Annotated in this window: 16 protein-coding genes, 1 tRNA gene and 1 pseudogene; 7 read left to right on the top strand and 11 right to left on the bottom strand. The window is 73.1% G+C overall.

Annotated elements, in window-relative coordinates:
- Nucleotides 1-151 precede the first annotated feature (151 nt).
- The 3 genes and pseudogenes from C0R66_RS20365 to C0R66_RS17975 form a co-directional block, all read right to left on the bottom strand.
- Nucleotides 152-538 (bottom strand): annotated as a pseudogene (locus tag C0R66_RS20365) (HNH endonuclease family protein); the annotation flags it as partial.
- Nucleotides 539-958: 420 nt separating this feature from the next.
- The gene (locus C0R66_RS17980; RefSeq protein WP_101525860.1) at nt 959-1,975 is read right to left on the bottom strand and encodes an LLM class flavin-dependent oxidoreductase; all 1,017 of its coding nucleotides are present in this window, start codon (nt 1,973-1,975) and stop codon (nt 959-961) included.
- A gap of 20 nt (nt 1,976-1,995) precedes the next feature.
- Nucleotides 1,996-2,919, bottom strand: a complete 924-nt coding sequence (locus C0R66_RS17975; protein WP_158648127.1) for an NAD-dependent epimerase/dehydratase family protein — start codon at nt 2,917-2,919, stop codon at nt 1,996-1,998.
- A gap of 71 nt (nt 2,920-2,990) precedes the next feature.
- Between C0R66_RS17975 and C0R66_RS17970 the strand changes: the two genes are divergently transcribed.
- From C0R66_RS17970 to C0R66_RS17955, 4 genes are all read left to right on the top strand, one after another.
- On the top strand, nt 2,991-3,611 hold the full coding sequence (locus C0R66_RS17970) for an ABC transporter ATP-binding protein (protein WP_101525858.1): 621 nt from the start codon (nt 2,991-2,993) through the stop codon (nt 3,609-3,611).
- Nucleotides 3,608-5,080, top strand: coding sequence for a DUF6297 family protein (locus C0R66_RS17965; RefSeq protein WP_101525857.1), 1,473 nt, complete (start codon nt 3,608-3,610; stop codon nt 5,078-5,080). Before C0R66_RS17970 ends, C0R66_RS17965 begins: the two co-directional genes overlap by 4 nt.
- Before the next feature lie 179 nt (nt 5,081-5,259).
- A complete protein-coding gene (locus tag C0R66_RS17960; protein ID WP_240311746.1) occupies nt 5,260-6,639 on the top strand; it encodes a cytochrome P450 in 1,380 nt (459 codons plus the stop codon).
- Nucleotides 6,636-7,190: a DsbA family oxidoreductase gene (locus tag C0R66_RS17955; RefSeq protein WP_114423552.1), complete on the top strand. Its 555-nt coding sequence runs from the start codon at nt 6,636-6,638 to the stop codon at nt 7,188-7,190. The genes C0R66_RS17960 and C0R66_RS17955 overlap by 4 nt, the downstream gene beginning before the upstream one ends.
- A gap of 135 nt (nt 7,191-7,325) precedes the next feature.
- Here the strand turns inward: C0R66_RS17955 and C0R66_RS17950 are convergent, their stop codons facing one another.
- The 6 genes from C0R66_RS17950 to C0R66_RS17925 all read right to left on the bottom strand — a co-directional run bounded on the left by C0R66_RS17950 (nt 7,326) and on the right by C0R66_RS17925 (nt 11,752).
- On the bottom strand, nt 7,326-7,862 hold the full coding sequence (locus C0R66_RS17950; protein ID WP_101525856.1) for an RNA polymerase sigma factor: 537 nt from the start codon (nt 7,860-7,862) through the stop codon (nt 7,326-7,328).
- Nucleotides 7,859-8,488, bottom strand: a complete 630-nt coding sequence (locus C0R66_RS17945; RefSeq protein ID WP_101525855.1) for a hypothetical protein — start codon at nt 8,486-8,488, stop codon at nt 7,859-7,861. The genes C0R66_RS17950 and C0R66_RS17945 overlap by 4 nt, the downstream gene beginning before the upstream one ends.
- Nucleotides 8,489-8,648: 160 nt before the next feature.
- A complete protein-coding gene (locus tag C0R66_RS17940; RefSeq protein WP_101525854.1) occupies nt 8,649-9,938 on the bottom strand; it encodes an HNH endonuclease signature motif containing protein in 1,290 nt (429 codons plus the stop codon).
- A 76-nt stretch (nt 9,939-10,014) separates the two neighbouring features.
- Nucleotides 10,015-10,512, bottom strand: coding sequence for an RNA polymerase sigma factor (locus C0R66_RS17935; protein ID WP_101525853.1), 498 nt, complete (start codon nt 10,510-10,512; stop codon nt 10,015-10,017).
- Nucleotides 10,512-11,102 (bottom strand): hypothetical protein, encoded by a 591-nt coding sequence (locus tag C0R66_RS17930; protein WP_101525852.1) that lies wholly within the window; start codon nt 11,100-11,102, stop codon nt 10,512-10,514. Before C0R66_RS17930 ends, C0R66_RS17935 begins: the two co-directional genes overlap by 1 nt.
- 98 nt (nt 11,103-11,200) lie before the next feature.
- A complete protein-coding gene (locus C0R66_RS17925; RefSeq protein WP_101525851.1) occupies nt 11,201-11,752 on the bottom strand; it encodes a VOC family protein in 552 nt (183 codons plus the stop codon).
- A gap of 86 nt (nt 11,753-11,838) precedes the next feature.
- Between C0R66_RS17925 and C0R66_RS17920 the strand changes: the two genes are divergently transcribed.
- A complete protein-coding gene (locus C0R66_RS17920) occupies nt 11,839-12,672 on the top strand; it encodes a helix-turn-helix domain-containing protein (protein WP_199286740.1) in 834 nt (277 codons plus the stop codon).
- Nucleotides 12,673-12,718: 46 nt separating this feature from the next.
- Complete coding sequence (locus tag C0R66_RS17915; protein ID WP_101525849.1) at nt 12,719-13,495, top strand: MBL fold metallo-hydrolase; 777 nt, start codon at nt 12,719-12,721, stop codon at nt 13,493-13,495.
- 101 nt (nt 13,496-13,596) lie between these two features.
- Here C0R66_RS17915 and C0R66_RS17910 read toward each other — a convergent pair whose 3' ends face one another.
- Nucleotides 13,597-14,097 (bottom strand): SHOCT domain-containing protein, encoded by a 501-nt coding sequence (locus C0R66_RS17910; protein WP_158648126.1) that lies wholly within the window; start codon nt 14,095-14,097, stop codon nt 13,597-13,599.
- 119 nt (nt 14,098-14,216) lie between these two features.
- Here C0R66_RS17910 and C0R66_RS17905 point away from each other — a divergent pair.
- A tRNA-Gly gene (locus C0R66_RS17905) sits at nt 14,217-14,290 on the top strand.
- A gap of 14 nt (nt 14,291-14,304) precedes the next feature.
- Here the strand turns inward: C0R66_RS17905 and C0R66_RS17900 are convergent.
- On the bottom strand, nt 14,305-14,934 hold the full coding sequence (locus C0R66_RS17900; protein WP_101525848.1) for a hypothetical protein: 630 nt from the start codon (nt 14,932-14,934) through the stop codon (nt 14,305-14,307).
- Between the last annotated feature and the right edge of the window lie 77 nt (nt 14,935-15,011).

The following is a 15,011-nucleotide window of genomic DNA, read 5'->3' as shown; positions in this document are numbered from 1 at the left end:
TGGTCCACGGCCGTGGGCGCTGCCCACACGTCGGGCACCACGCCCTGGCCCGGGCAGGAGCCCAGCACCCGGGAGATGGCCTCGCGCTCGGGGCGGTGACCCACAACCCGTACTTGGCCTTCACCGCCACCTGCCGGGCGACGTACTCGCACCGGAACGGCTTGTACGCCGGGAGCCAGGTCGCCGCGTCGCCGTCGCCCTTGCTCCGGTTGGCGCTGGCGTCGGCCGGCAGCAGGTTGAGCGGGTCGTTGGCGAACGCCGCCCGCTTCTTGATGTCCCAGGCGAAGGCGCCGGTGGCCCAGGAGTTGCCCATCGCGACCACGTGGTCGATGTCCAGCAGCGTCCCCGGTCCTCGCACGAAGTCGACCTGTCGTCCGGTGTAGGGCTCGGCATAGCGGCCGGCCGTCACCGTGCAGCCGTTGGCCTCGAGCACGACCTCGACCAGGTGCTCGGCCAGCACGTCGTTGCGGGTGTTGCACCCGTTGCGGTCAGCGTCCAGCCAGGACGGCCCGAACCGGTCCCGCTCGTAGCCGGTCATCGGGGCCCGCCCCTTCACCGGGAGCAGGGCCAGCGCGGCCGCCGCCGAGCCCTGGGGTACGCCGGTCGGGGACGCGGTCGGCGACTGGGTGGGCGAGGCGGTGGGCGAGGCGGTGGGCGAGGGACTGGGGGTGGGGCTCGCCGAGGGGGTCGGCGTCGAGCTCGGCGTGGCGCCGGACTCGGGCCCGGGACCGGGCCCCGTCTCGGTCTCCGGGTCGGCCAGGCACTGGCCCAGCGCCACAAGGGCGACGACGCCGACGACGACGCCTCTCAGCTTCACGACTTGCTCCGCGGCTCGACCGCTGCCGACATGATCACCCGGCATGATCACCCGGCGAGCGCCCCTTTCGCCGGACATCGGGCAATGTCGCGCGTCAACGGCCGCAGAATCTAATCGGGTACGCCGTCCCCTGACTGGGCGTCAGCGCCAGCCGAGCCCCGGAGCGACGTACTTCAGGATGCTCTCCAGCACGTGCGCGTTGTAGTCCACCCCCAGCTGGTTGGGCACGGTGAGCAGCAGGGTGTCCGCCGCGGCGATCGCCTCGTCCTCGGCCAGCTGCTCGACGAGCACGTCGGGCTCCGCGGCGTAGGACTTGCCGAAGCGGGCCCGGCCGCCCTCGAGGTTGCCGACCTGGTCCTGGCCGGTGCCCTCCTGCCCGAAGTAGGCCCGGTCCTGGTCGTTGACCAGGGCGAAGATGCTGCGGCTCACCGAGACCCGCGGCTCGTGGGCGTGCCCGGCGGCCTTCCAGGAGTCGCGGAACATCTGGATCTGCTCGGCCTGGAGCTGGTGGAACGGCACCCCGGTGTCCTCGGTGAGCAGGGTCGAGCTCATCAGGTTCATCCCCATCTCGCCGGCCCACTGGGCGGTGGCCCGGGACCCGGCGCCCCACCAGATGCGCTCGCGCAGGCCCGGGGAGTGCGGCTCGATCCCCAGCAGCCCGGGCGGGTTGGGGAACATCGGCCGCGGGTTGGGCTGGGCGAAGCCGTCGCCCTTCAGGACCTCCAGCAGCACCTCGGTGTGCCGGCGGGCCATGCCTGCGTGGTCATCGCCCTCGGGGGTGTAGCCGAAGTACTTGTAGCCGTCGATCACCTGCTCCGGTGATCCCCGGCTGATGCCGAGCTGGAGTCGCCCGCCCGAGATCAGGTCGGCGGCGCCCGCGTCCTCGGCCATGTAGAGCGGGTTCTCGTAGCGCATGTCGATCACGCCGGTGCCGAGCTCGATCCGACTGGTCTTCGCACCCGCGGCCGCCAGCAGCGGGAACGGCGAGGCGAGCTGGCGGGCGAAGTGGTGCACCCGGAAGTAGGCGCCGTCGGCGCCCAGCTCCTCGGCCGCCACGGCCAGGTCGATCGACTGCAGCAGGGCGTCGGCCGCGGAGCGCGTCTGGGAGTGCGGCGACGGGGTCCAGTGACCGAACGAGAGGAATCCGATGTTCTTCATGGTTCAACCAACACCGGACGTCACTGAAGGCTTCCCGCCGCGTACCCCTCGCGATAGGTCGGGTACGCCGGCTCCCACCCCGTGGCCCGCAGCCGGGCGTTGCTCAGCCGCTTGCCCCGCCCCCTGCCCGGCCGCCTGCCCCGCCGCCTGGTGCCCGGCGCGACGGCGGTGGCGACTCCAGCCGGCGCGGGCACGCCGAGCAGCGAGGCCAGGTACGCCGCGACGTCGCCGAGCAGCGCGGGCTCGTCGTCGGTGCCGACGTACAACGGGTCGGGCTGCTGGGCCCGGGCGAGCAGGTGCACCACGGCCGCGGCGGCGTCCTCGCGGTGGATCCGGTTGGTCCAGCGGTCCGGGTCGCCGACGGAGCCGCTGCGCACCTGCTCCAGCAGTCGCGCGCTCCCGCGCCCGTAGAGCCCCGAGAGCCGCAGCACCGTGCCGCCCGGGACCCGGGCCGCGAACAGCTCCTCCGCCGCCAGCAGCATCCGCGCCGGTCCGTCCGCCGGCCGCGCGGGCACCTCCTCGTCGACGAGCTCACCAGCGGCGCCCGTCCCCGGTGCGTCGCCGTACACCCCGGTGGAGGAGACCAGCACCGCGCGCGCCACGCGCTGCCCGGCCGCGTCCAGCGCGTCGAGAGCGCGCGCCATCCCGTCGACGTACGTCGCCCGGTAGGCCTCCTCGGTCCGCGGGCGTGCGGTCAGCGCCACCACCAGCAGCCGCAGGTCCATCGAGTCCGGGGACGGCAGCGTCGGCGTCTCCCGGGTCAGGTCGACGCCCAGCCCGACCAGCGGCGCGGGCACCAGCTCGGCCCGGCGGCGCAGCGCCAGCACCCGATGTCCTTGCCGGGCCAGCCGCAGGCCGACGTCGGCCCCGAGGTCGCCGCAGCCGACCAGCAGCACGTCACCGCGGTGCTGCCCAGGGGCGGCGGGCGGCTGGGGTTGCTCCATGCGGTGAGCCTACGGAACCCCGCTGCATGCCTCCCAGCGCCGCCGAGTGCGCGAGGTGACAGGATCGACCCGTGCTGAAGGTGTCGGGCCTGACCAAGTCCTTCGGGGGACGAACCGTGCTGTCCGGCTTCGAGCTGACGGTCGCCGCCGGCGAGGTGGTGGCCCTGGTGGGCCCCAACGGCGCCGGCAAGACCACTCTGCTGCGCTGCCTGGTCGGGGCCGAGGCGCTCGACGCGGGTGAGATCACCCTCGACGACCACCCGCTGGACACCCGCGACGCCGACGTCCGCGGCGAGGTGCTCGCCCTGCTGGATGACACCGCCTGGTTCGCCGACCTCACCGTGGCCGAGCACCTGGACCTGCTGGCCCGGGCCGACAGCGTCGAGGAGCCCGCGGCGGTGGTCCGCGACGCCCTCGTCGAGCTCGGGCTCACCGCGGTGGCCGACCAGGTGCCGGGGACGCTGAGCTCCGGGCAGCGCCAGCGGCTCTCGCTGGCCGTGGCCCTGGTCCGGCCCTGGCGGCTGCTGCTGGTCGACGAGCCCGAGCAGCGTCTCGACGCCGCCGGTCGGGCCTGGCTGGGGGAGTGGCTGGCCGAGCAGGCCGCGGAGGGACGCTCGGTGGTGATGGCGTGCCACCAGGGCGACCTGGTCACCAGCAGCGGCGCCCGCGTCGTCGTGGTGGAACCGGCGTGAGCTGGGGCGGGGACGACGTCGCCGCCCGCGACGCGCTGCGGCGGCTGCGCGCGGTGCGCTCGGCGTCCCGCGAGGATGGCGAGCGCTTCACCGACCTCTACGTGACCGCGTTCAGCACCGTGCTGATCTCGGTCTGGGTGCTCTCCTTCGCCCGTGAGACCTTCCTGGGCCGCAACTGCGCCCGCGCCTGCGCCCTGCAGGAGCACCCGACGTACGCCGCCCTGGCCACCGCGCTGCTGGCCCTCGGCGCCCTGGTGCTGCTGTTCGGTGCGGTCGGCCCGGTCTCGGCGGAGCGGCCCGTGGCTCGCTGGCTGCTCGGCACCACCGCCGACCGTGGGGTGCTGCTGCGCGGCCCGCTGCTGGGTGTCGTCTCCGGCGGCGCCGCGGTTGGGGCCGTGGCCGGGCTCCTGGTGGTGGTGGGGTCGGCCGCGGGGAGCCCTACCGGGACCGCGCAGCTGTTCGCCCTGGCCACCGGCGCGACCGTCGGAGCGGGAGTACCGCTGCTGCTTCTTGTCCGGCAGCGAGCCGAGACGCGCGGCGTCCGGGAACCGGGACGGACGCTGGGCCGCACGCTGGTCGCGCTCGGCCTGGTCGTCCTCACCTGGGTGCTGCTGGGCGCGGCCGGGATGCCCGAGCCCGGCGCCGCTGGCGGCGTCGCCGACCTCTGGTGGCTGCTGCCGGTCGCGCTGGTGCTGCTCGACGCAGTGCTGCTGCACCGGGCGCTGGGCCGGCTGGGGGACCTGAGCGACGTCCAGCTGGCCCGCGGCCGCGAGGTGGTCGACGCCGTGTCCGGCTCGGCACTGATGATGGACGACACCCTGGTGGTGCAGCTACAGCGTCGCCGCCGCGACCGGGGCGCCGGCCGCTTCGCCTCCCGGCGCGGTCACGGCCGGGGCGCCACGGCGTTCTTCGCCGCCGACCTGGTCCAGACCCGGCGGCGGTGGCGTTCGGTGCTGGTCAGCATCGTGGTCGCCGTACCGCTGTGCCTGGTCGCCGGTGAGGGGTTCGGGTACGGCGCCGCGGTGCTCAGCGCCGCGCTGCTGAGCGCCTGGTCTGCGCGCCGGGCCGGGCAGGGGCTGCGGACCTGGGTGGGCTCTCCCGGCCTGCGCCGCATGGTGCCGCTCTCCCCGGTGAGCGTCACCCTCGCCCTGACCCCGGTCCCCGCGGTGGCCGCCGCCCTCGTCGCGGTGCCCACGATGCTGCTGGTCGATGCCCCGGCCTGGGCGGGCGCCCACCTGGCGATCGCCGGCCTCGCCGCCACGCTGCGCGCCGGCGACGTGCCGAAGCAGGAGCCCGGAGTGGTGGTCTCCACCCCGATGGGGGCGCTCCCGTTCGGCCTCGTCGCGGCCGCGCTGCACGGGCCGGACCTCGCCCTGGGCCTCGCGGTGCTGATGGTGGTCTGGCCGGACCCGACGGTCCTGGCGCTGGCCGCGGCGACCCTGGCGTGGCAAGCCAGCCGCGAGCGCTGAGGCAGTGCCTAGTCAGCGCCTGAGTCAACGCCTGGGTCAGCGCCTGAGCCTGGCGTGAGACACGGCGCGTGGGGTCTGTCCGCGACCTACCTGGCGGCGTACTCTCGCGATGGAAGCGCCACACGACATCCCCAGGAGCAGCTGTGCTGGATCGGGCCAGGACCACAGTGCTAGATCGGGTGCGGACCCCCGTGCTGGATCGGGTGCGGACCCCCGTGCTGAACCGGGTGCGGACCCCCGTGCACTGGGCGGTCGCCCACGGGCTGCCGCGCTTCGTGATGCGGACGGCGGCCCGTCGCGGCGACCTGCAGGGCCAGCTGGTGGTGGCCGGCGCCGAGCAGGGCGAGGACGAGCTCTGGGACGTCATCGAGCAGGTGCGTGCCTCCGGGCCGCTGCACCGGGCGGGGCTGGCGCACATGACCGCCGACCACGCCGTGGTCAAGGAGGTGCTGACCAGCCGGTACTTCGTCACCGGCCTGCCCGAGCCGTCCCGCGGCCCGCTCCGCAAGCTGCTGGTGTGGTCCACCCCCGACGTGATGCACCCGGTCCGGCCGCCCTCGCTGCTGGTGACCGAGCCGCCCGACCACACCCGCTACCGCCGGCTGGTCACCCGGGTCTTCACCGGGCGCGCGGTGGAGCAGCTGCGCGGCCGGGTGGAGCAGATCGCCCACGGCCTGCTCGACCAGCTCGACCCGACCCGGCCCGTCGACCTGGTCCCGGCCTACTGCAGCCAGCTGCCGGTGACGGTGATCAGCGAGGTGCTCGGCGTCCCCGAGGCGGACCGCCCGCGGGTGCTGGAGCTTGGCTCCGCGGCCGCCGCCAGCCTCGACCTGGGTCTGTCCTGGCACGAGTTCCGCACGGTCGACAAGGCGCTGCGGGAGTTCGACGCCTGGCTCACCAGCCACCTGGCCGAGCTGCGGCGTCACCCCGGCCAGGACCTGATGAGCCAGCTGCTCCGGGCCCAGGAGGACGGCGTCGGGCTGAGCGAGGAGGAGCTGCGCGCCACCGCCGGCCTGGTCCTGGTGGCTGGCTTCGAGACCACGGTCAACCTGCTCGGCAACGGGGTGCGGCTGCTGCACGAGAACCCCGACCAGCTGGAGCGGCTGCGACGCGAACCGGAGCTGTGGCCCAACACGGTCGAGGAGGTGCTGCGACTGGACCCGCCGGTGCTGCTCACCGCCCGGCAGGCCGCCGAGGACACCGAGATCGCGGGCCGCCGGATCCGCTCGGGCACCCTGGTCACCACCCTGCTCGCCGGCGCCAACCGCGACCCCAAGATCTTCGAGGACCCCGATCGGTTCGACGTCGCGCGCGCCAACGCCCGGGAGCACCAGTCGTTCTCCTCCGGCCGGCACCACTGCCTGGGCGCGACCCTGGCCCGGATGGAGGGCGAGGTCGGGCTGCGGGTGCTGTTCGACCGGTTCCCCGACCTGGCCGTCGTACCGGGCGCCCGGCGCCGCACCACCCGCATCCTGCGCGGCTACTCGCGCCTGCCGGTGCGGCTGCAGCCGGCTTCGATCAGCCCCGACGAGGAGGTCCGGCGTACCGTTCTGGGGTGATCATCGACATCTGGGCCGACGTGGCCCATCTCGACAGCTATCTCGCCAAGGTCGCCTGGGAGTCCGCGCTGGCGGAGTGGGAGCACTCCGACGACGTGCAGATCGTCTGGCACTCCTACCAGGTGGACCGGCCCAGCACGTACGACGCGCACCGGCTGCTGCACCTCGCCGGCACGACCGGCCGCGGCGACGTCGCCCGCGAGCTGATGATGAAGTCCTTCGTCACCGAGGAGGAGTCCTCCACCGACCGGGCCGTGCTGCTGCGCCTGGCGGGTGAGGCGGGGCTGGACCCGGCGGCCGCCGAGGCCCTGCTCGACTCCGACGAGCACGGGTACGACGTACGCGTGGACGAGGCCACGGCCGCGCAGATCGGCTTCGCCGAGGCGCCGTACCTGGTGATCGACCGCAAGTACGGCGTGGGCGGCGCGCAGCCGACGGCGGTCTACCTCTCCGCGCTCAACTACGCGCGCGACCACGAGAACGAGACGCCCGAGGAGCGCACCGCCTCGGCGTGCGGCGGCGCCTGCGGCTCGTGCGGGTGCGGCGCCTGACCCACGGGGCCTGACCACGGGGCCTGACCACGGGGCCTGACCGCGAGACCTGACGTGATCGAGGCGCGCGACGCGCATCGGCCCATGGTCGCATCCCCTCGTCGCGTCCCTTGGTCGCATCCCCGGGCGCATCGATCAGCCAGCGGCGGTGCCCCGGGCCACCGCTGGCGCGGCGACGGCGGCGCCCTCGGCAGTCTCTGCCAGCGCCTCACGCAGTGTCGACCGAGCAGCCGAATACCGGCTGCGGGCCGTGGACGGGTTCAGGCCGAGCAGCTCAGCCGCCTGGGCCAGGGACAGCCCGTCCCAGTGGACCAGCATGATCAGCTCCCGATGCGCGACCGCCAGGTCACGCACGGCGGCTTGCACTGAGAGCGCCTCGGCGTGGTCCGGGACGTGCGACTCCGTCAGGTGGTGCCTCACCCGTTCGGCGAGCGCGGTACGACGCCGTGACGCCCGGCGTTGGTTGGAAAGCACGTGGGCGGCGATGGTGAACAGCCACATCCGCCGTCGCTCCGCGGCCTCGGGCAGCTGGTCGACCCGCCTCCACGCCTGCAGCATGACCTCGGCCAGGAGGTCGGCCGCGTCCTCCCGGACCAGCACCCGGCGCTCGAAGTAGGCCAACAGGTCCGCGGCGGTCGCCTCGAGTGCCGCTCGCAGGGAGTCGGCGCTCATTCGGTGCACCCGATGGAGCTGCCGACGCCGACGTTCACGACGAACGGGTCCAGCCCCAGACCTTCGAGATGAGCGCCCAGGTCCTGGAGAACCCCGCGCGACACCGCATGCATCTCGAGGTCGTCCCCGATCAGCAAAGGCTGGGCCTCGCCGGGAGCGGCCCGCGCGATGATGCGCCGTTGCTCGGCGTCGAACTCCTTCATCGCGGCCTCACGGTCGACGGCGTCGAAGTCGTAGGAGGACAGGAAGGCGCGGGCTTCCTCGGCGACCCGCTCCTGCTCCGCTTGGCTCGGCCACGCCGTTCGCCCCTGGAGGATGGTGGCGGGCTCGCCACTGGCGGACTCTTGCGGGCCCACCGGCTGCACGTCGAACTCCATCTCGCAGGCGTCTCCGGAGCTGGTGGTGGTGAACCACAGCGCTCCGTGGTTCATCGCCACGGCCGCGCCGGCGACCCCGATGCCGATGACGCTCGCTGCCACGCCCGCGCTGACCGCCAGGCGGAGCCGCCTGGTCGCACGTGCCCGCGGCTCGCTCTCGCGCACGAGCCCGCGCAGGTCGTCATCGAGGGCTGGGGTGCGCGCTGCCAGGGGAGGTGCCGCACGGGCAAGCAGGTCGTCGAGGTCCACGGGGTCTCCTTCGGTGGGTTTCAACCCCTACGTGTCCAGCAGAGCACCTACTGTCCATCGGATCTCCGGAATGCCAAGCTTCACCGGCTGGGGCTTCTCCGCTGGGGGCCGGCGGGGAATGGGCCGGGGCATGAGTCCGGCTGGCCTCGGTTGGTCCGGCCTACCGCCGCTTGTGGAACCGGACACTGCCGTCGGGGTGGTGCTTGGTCAGGTAGCTGGTGTCGTGCGCCCGATGGTGGTGCCAGGGACAGAGCAGCTTGATGTCGCCGCGGTCGCTGGTGCCGCCCTTGCTCCACGGGGTGCGCCAGTGGTGCGCCTCGCAGAACGTCGCGGGGACCGAGCAGCCGTCGGCCCGGCAGCTGGGGTGCTCCAGTGCCTCCTTGAGGCGCTGCGCCTTGGTGAAGAACCGGCTGCGCCGACCCAGGTCCAGCACCTCGGAGTCCGTCCCGAGGACCGCCGGGATGATGCCGGCGTTGCAGGCCAGCTTGCGGGCGTGCTCGGCGGTGACCCGGGTGCCGTCCAGGGTCACGCCCTCGCCGACGCCGTCGCGCAGCTTCTCGAAGTCGATGGTCACCACCACCGACGTGGCCGATCCCCCGTGCAGCGGCATCACGTCGGCGGGCAGGCACTCCGGCAGGGCGCAGAACGCCTCCCCCTGGAGCCGGTCGAACGGCAGCTTGGTGCCGGTCGCCGGATCGAGCACCGCGCTGCGGGGCCCTTGGTCGGTGCGGGGGGAGGTGAACGCGTCGAGGTAGGTCTTCAGCCGGGCCGCGACGGCGTCGGGGATCCGGGCCGAGACGTCGGAGGACCCGTCGCCGCGGCGGCGGACGAAGAACCGGGTCGCCGACGAGGCCTTCCGCTCCGCAGCCTCGAGCTGACGTCGTTCAGCCTCGTCCGCGACCTCGGGTGCTACGACGGAGAGGATCTTCTCCCCGAGTCGGCGCAGCTCGGAAGGGGAGTGGTCCCGTGCCAGCTCGACCAGTGTGGCCTCCGCCCGGTGCAGCACCTCGGACGACACGGCGCACTCGGGGTGCTCCCGCCCCGCGGCCACCAGGTCGTCGAGACACCGGGTGATCACTCGGGCCTGTGCGACGGAGACCCGGCCCGCATGCACCGCCGTACCGGTGGCCCGCCAGTCCCCGTCCAGGGAGGCCGCGAGCCGCTGGGCGCCCACGGCGACCCCGCGGTCGACCTTCGCGTTGGCGGCCAGCCACGCAGCGACGTCCTTGGCGCCGGAGAGCTCGGCGACGTCGTCGGCGGAGTCGACCACTCGGAGCCAGAGCGCATCCACCAGGTCGCGCGCCCGGGCCAGCTCGACCAGCGCCCGCTCCTTGTCGCCGGTGCTCATGAAGACCGGCTCGACGTCCGCGACGGACTCCACGGCCCGGGTCACCACCGCCGCGCAGCCCAGCACCGGATGGGTCTCGGTGGGGGTCGCGGACCAGGTCATGACTCAAACCTAGAGTCAGCCACCGACAGTTCTAGGCGCCTATTCGAACACATGTTCACACAAATTGGGGAACTTCTCAGAACGCCTCCACGAGCGCCTCCCGGAGCGCGGCGCGCGCGGCCGCGTAGCGACTGCGCGCGGTTGAGGCGTTGAGCCCGAGCAGCTCGGCAGCCTCCACGAGCGTGAACCCTTCCCAGTGCACCAGCATCACCAGCTCCCGCTGCGCCTCGTGCAGGCGGAGCACGGCGTCACGAACGGCGTACGACCCCTCGGTGTCCGCGGGGCCGGCCGCGGTGGACAGCACCGTGCGCAGCCGCTCGGTGAGCCCGAGTCGGCGTTGAGCCGTGCGGCGGTGGTTGCTCAGGGTGTGCGCTGCGATCACGAACAACCACATGCGCTGCCGTTCGGGTGTCTCGGGCAGCTTGTCGATGCGGCTCCAGGCGGTCAGCATCGTCTCGCCGAGGAGGTCGGCGGCGTCCTCGGGCGTCGTCACCCTGCGCACGAAGTAGGCCAGGAGGTCCTTGGATGCGTCCCGCAGTGCGGCCCGTGCCGCGGCGGTCTCAGCGGCACGCATCACTCGCCGTCCGCGCAGGCGGAGCCCATCCAGATGCTGACGGCATGCGCGGGCAGCTCCTGACGGACGAGCTCCGTCGTGACCCGCTCCTCGACCGCGGCCATCAGTGCCAGGGTCTCGTGGTCCTCGACGCTCTGCGCCGAGCCCGCCTCGGCGTCGACCGTGCTCCTGGGCGGCAGGTCGCGGATCGCCGCCTCGAGGTCGATGCTCGCCAGGTCCAGCGCGGCGAGGAAGTCCCGCGCCGCGGTCACAGCGGCAGCCCGGGCCGGGGCTGCGACTGGGTGGGCGGGGTCCACCAGCGGCTTGGCGTCGAACATCACGTCGCACTCCGCGCCCGTCGACGTGGTCACCGTGCCACGAGACCAGGCTCCGTCGAACCACGTCAGGTTGCCGGCCGCGGCCGCCCCGCCGACGCCGGTCGCTCCGACAGCCACCAAGGCGGCGACCCCCACCCAGGTACGCCGGGTGCGGCGCCGGGTCGCTTGCTCCTCGGCCGCCGCGATGACCAGCCCGAGCTCGCGGTCGAGCTCTGTCGTGTCGGCAGGCAGCTGGGGTGCGGAACGGGCGAGTCGCTCGTCGAATGGCGTCATGGTGGGTCCTTCGCTGTGGTGGGGGTGATCACCACGTACATGTACCGAGGGTGCCCGAACGTCCAACCGAGCCACGTGGCGGGATGTGAACGCACCCATCAAGCCGATGAAACGGTGCTTTCACTTCCCCTCGCCTGCTGCGCCGCCCACTCCGCAACCCGCGCCGCGCTCTCGTCCTCGGAGAGGTCCTCTACCCGGGTCAGCACCGACCACCGCACCCCGAACGGGTCCCGGATGCTGGCGAACCGGTCGCCGGAGACGAAGGTGCTCAGCGGCTCACGGAGCACCGCGCCGGCGGCCTCGGCCCGGGCGACCACGGCGTCGACGTCGGCGCAGTAGAGCCCCATCGAGTAGCAGTCGTCGTCGCCCTCGGGCGGTGCCACCAGGTGGTAGTCCGGTGCCGGCTCGCCGAGCTGCAGCATGCCGTGGCCGAAGTCGAGGACCGCGTGCGCGACCTGGCCGCCCATCTCGGTCACGTCCACGACGCGGGCGCCGAAGACGTCACGGTAGAAGTCGATGGCCCCGCGAGCGTCCGGGACGCAGAGGAACGGCGTGATGCTGGTCGAGCCGTGCGGGATCCCGTGGTCGGTGTGCGTGCCGTGCGCAGCCCGGGGTGTGGTGTCCTGCTGGGTCTGGTCACTGGAAGTCATGCCCCCGACGCTAGGGACGCCCCACCCTCTCCGGCTTGGAGATTTGCGACAACGGGTCTCTCGAGAGACGCCCTAGGCTCAGAGCTGTGGAAAAGCCTGTGGAGGACCCGCAGCACGACGGCCGGGGAGTGCTGTATCCGGCGTCCCTGCCGTCGTTCCACCGGCTGTCGCCGCCGGAGAGCGTGGCACACCTGGTGCGGTGGTTCTGGATCCCCGAGTGGGACCTGGCGCCGGGTCGGAGCTCGCGGCAGCACGTGATCTCGTTCCCCGCCAGCAACCTGGTGGTCGAGCCGGGGTTCGTGGCGCTCGCGGGTCCCACCACGCGCGCCTCCCACCGCGACCTGACCGGCCGCGGCTGGGCGGTGGGGGCGCTGCTGCGGCCGGCCGCCGTACGACTGGTCACGGACGCTCCGGGAGCCGTGCGCGACGACTACCTGAGGCTGGACCTGCCGGACCTGCACGCGCCCGTGGTCGCCGCCATGATCAGCGGCCAGCCGCCCGAGGACCGACGCGATCGCGCGGTCGCCGCCTTCACCGGCTGGCTGGTCGACCGGGGACCGAGCCTGGCGGGGACCGACGAGGCGGCGCTGCTGGCCAACGCGATGACGGACCTCATCGACTCCGACCCCGAGGTGGTGCGGGTGGAGCAGGTGGCCGAGCACCTGGGGGTCTCGGTGCGCACCGCGCAGCGCCTCGCCGTCCAGTACGTCGGCCTGTCGCCGGCCGCGATGATCCGGCGGCGCCGCCTCCAGGAGGCCGTCGAGCTGCTGCGCAGCGAGCCGACTACCGACCTCGCCGCGGTCGCCGCCGACCTCGGGTATGCCGACCAGGCTCACCTGGCCGGCGACTTCCGCTCCGTGCTCGGCTTCACCCCGAGCGCCTATCGCAGCCAGCACCGGGAGAGGTCACCAGATTCCTAGGCCCGCCGAGGTCATGCCGGGCGCGTTGCTGGGTACGGGGCGCGCCATGGACACGCTGACGTTCATCGGCACCGCCACCACCCTGATCCGGCTCGGCTCCTTCACCCTGCTCACCGACCCCAACTTCCTGCACCAGGGGCAGCGCGCCTACCTGGGCAAGGGCCTATGGAGCAAGCGCCTCACGGAGCCGACGATGCAGCCCGGCGACCTGCCGCCGCTGGACGCGGTGGTCCTCTCGCACCTGCACGGGGACCACTTCGACCGGATCGCGCGGCACGAGCTGGCCCGGACGCAGCCGGTGCTGACCACCGAGAAGGCGGCGCGCAAGCTGCGTAGCTGGGACTTCGACGCCCGCGGGCTGCGCACCTGGGAGTCCCAGACCCTGACCCGCGACGGGGAGACCCTCACGGTGGAGTCGCTGCCCGGGATCCACGCCCGCGGGGTGATGGGGGCGCTGCTGCCGCCGGTGATGGGCAGCCTGCTCACCCACCGGGTCGGCGGCGAGGTGAGCCGCCGGGTCTACGTCAGCGGCGACACCCTCACCGGGGACCACCTGAGCGAGATCGCCCGTCGGCATCCCGAGATCGACGTCGCCGTCGTCCACCTGGGCGGCACCCGGGTGCTGTTCCACACCGTGACCATGGACGACGTGCAGGGGATGGACTTCCTGCAGCGGGTGCAGCCGAAGACGGCGATCCCGGTGCACTACGACGACTACGGGGTCTTCCGCTCCCCGCTGGCGGACTTCGAACGGCGTACCCAGCAGGCGGGGTACGGCGACCGGGTGCAGACGGTACGACGTGGTCAGACCGTGACGCTGTGACGGGCGACGAGCTGCTGGCGGCCGCGGAGAGGTACTTCGGCTATCGGACGCTGTCGATGGCGGTCGTGGAGTCGGAGCGGTTGCTCGAGCGGGTGTGAGGCTCAGACCCGGGCCAGCAGCTCGGTCTTCTTCGCGACGAACTCCGCCTCGGTCAGGACGCCCTGGTCGCGGAGCGTGGCCAGCCGCTCGATCTGCGCCACCGGGTCGAGCGGCGGCGCCGAGCCGGTGACCACGGCGCTGGTGGGCCGCGCCGCGGAGCCGACCTCGCGGTCCTGGAGCAGCACCGCGAAGTGGATGAAGAACCTGGTGGGCAGCTCGATGATCGACGGCTCGCCCTCGTTCCACTCGACCCGGACGGTGTGCCGCTGGCCGCGGGCGGCGTCCCGCACCGCGAGCGCGCAGCTGCGGACCCAGTCCGGCAGTACGTCGTATCCCGGCCGTGGCTGCCGGTCGCGCTCGATGCGCTCCCACCGAGCCACCTCGGCCGAGGTCAGCCTCGGCAGCCTCCGCAGGCCCAGGTGGAGCCCGAGGTCACCCTTGAGGCTGAGCGTGATCGTGGCGTCCACGTACTGACCGGCCAGCACGCGCCCACGAATCGCCATGCGAGGACAGTAGCGATCTCGGCACCCGGTGACGAGGATCGTCCCCGGGGCCCCTGACGCCCGGGCGGCCCGAGGTTGGTCCATACTTTGGTGCGCCGGGCTCGTCAGAGGCTGGCTTCGCGGACGTGGTGTAGTTGCAGCACGCTTCCCTTCCAGGGAAGGGGTCGAGGTTCAAATCCTCGCGTCCGCTCCAGCCAGCCTCCCGGCTCAGTGGCAGATGTTGACGTCCTGGGAGCCCAGGACTCCGTCCCAGACCTCGCGCATCGGACGCAGCCAGCTCTGCGTGGTCGGCACGAACGCGATGCTGCCGTTAACTCTCTTCTTCACTCCGTCGACGCGGACCTTCGCCACGACCAGCGGCACGGTGACCTTGCGGCTCCGCACGCCCTCCCAGCAGGCGGAGGCCCTCTTCTTGGTGACGGCCTGCTCCAGGGTGACCGGGTCGCCCTGCGCCATGCCGCCGTAGCGCCAGGCCACGGTCGTGCGGTAGCCGGTGAACCCCTCCCACGGCGCGCGGACCGCGACCGACAGGCCCCGGGTGCGCTTGGTGGCGACGTTGAGGGTGACCGAGCCGTCAGAGACGGTGCGGGTCTTGGAGCTCCAGATGTCGACCTTGCCGGCGTTGGCCTGGGCGATGGTGCCGAGCGCGCTGCTCAGCTGGAGCTCGCAGCCCTCGCAGTCCTCGACCGTGAACGTGAGCTTGGTCCGCGCCACGGCGCCCCGCTCCTCGCTCCCGACGGCCGTGGCGGCACCCGCCGTGGCGGCCGGCACGAGCGTGACCGCGAGCAGTGCGGCCGCGGCGAAGGACGTGCCCATCAAGGTGGTGCTGGCGTTCATGTTCTGCCCCCGTAGGTAGTTGTCATTGCCTGGACGCACCTACGTCGAGGAGGGTTGCATCCGATGTGCAGGCTTGT

This window comes from Nocardioides houyundeii (assembly GCF_002865585.1).
Taxonomy (GTDB): Bacteria; Actinomycetota; Actinomycetes; order Propionibacteriales; family Nocardioidaceae; genus Nocardioides; species Nocardioides houyundeii.
The sequence above is the reverse complement of the archived record's forward strand: the minus strand, read 5'-3'. Positions and strand labels throughout refer to the sequence as shown.

What these genes read in the sequence shown, in the direction of transcription:
- C0R66_RS17980 (WP_101525860.1), bottom strand. Translation starts at nt 1,975, where the DNA reads ATGAAGAACATCGGATTCCTCTCGTTCGGTCACTGGACCCCGTCGCCG.
- C0R66_RS17975 (WP_158648127.1), bottom strand. Translation starts at nt 2,919, where the DNA reads ATGGAGCAACCCCAGCCGCCCGCCGCCCCTGGGCAGCACCGCGGTGAC.
- C0R66_RS17950 (WP_101525856.1), bottom strand. Translation starts at nt 7,862, where the DNA reads ATGAGCGCCGACTCCCTGCGAGCGGCACTCGAGGCGACCGCCGCGGAC.
- C0R66_RS17940 (WP_101525854.1), bottom strand. Translation starts at nt 9,938, where the DNA reads ATGACCTGGTCCGCGACCCCCACCGAGACCCATCCGGTGCTGGGCTGC.
- C0R66_RS17935 (WP_101525853.1), bottom strand. Translation starts at nt 10,512, where the DNA reads ATGCGTGCCGCTGAGACCGCCGCGGCACGGGCCGCACTGCGGGACGCA.
- C0R66_RS17930 (WP_101525852.1), bottom strand. Translation starts at nt 11,102, where the DNA reads ATGACGCCATTCGACGAGCGACTCGCCCGTTCCGCACCCCAGCTGCCT.
- C0R66_RS17925 (WP_101525851.1), bottom strand. Translation starts at nt 11,752, where the DNA reads ATGACTTCCAGTGACCAGACCCAGCAGGACACCACACCCCGGGCTGCG.
- C0R66_RS17915 (WP_101525849.1), top strand. Translation starts at nt 12,719, where the DNA reads ATGGACACGCTGACGTTCATCGGCACCGCCACCACCCTGATCCGGCTC.
- C0R66_RS17910 (WP_158648126.1), bottom strand. Translation starts at nt 14,097, where the DNA reads ATGGCGATTCGTGGGCGCGTGCTGGCCGGTCAGTACGTGGACGCCACG.
- C0R66_RS17900 (WP_101525848.1), bottom strand. Translation starts at nt 14,934, where the DNA reads ATGAACGCCAGCACCACCTTGATGGGCACGTCCTTCGCCGCGGCCGCA.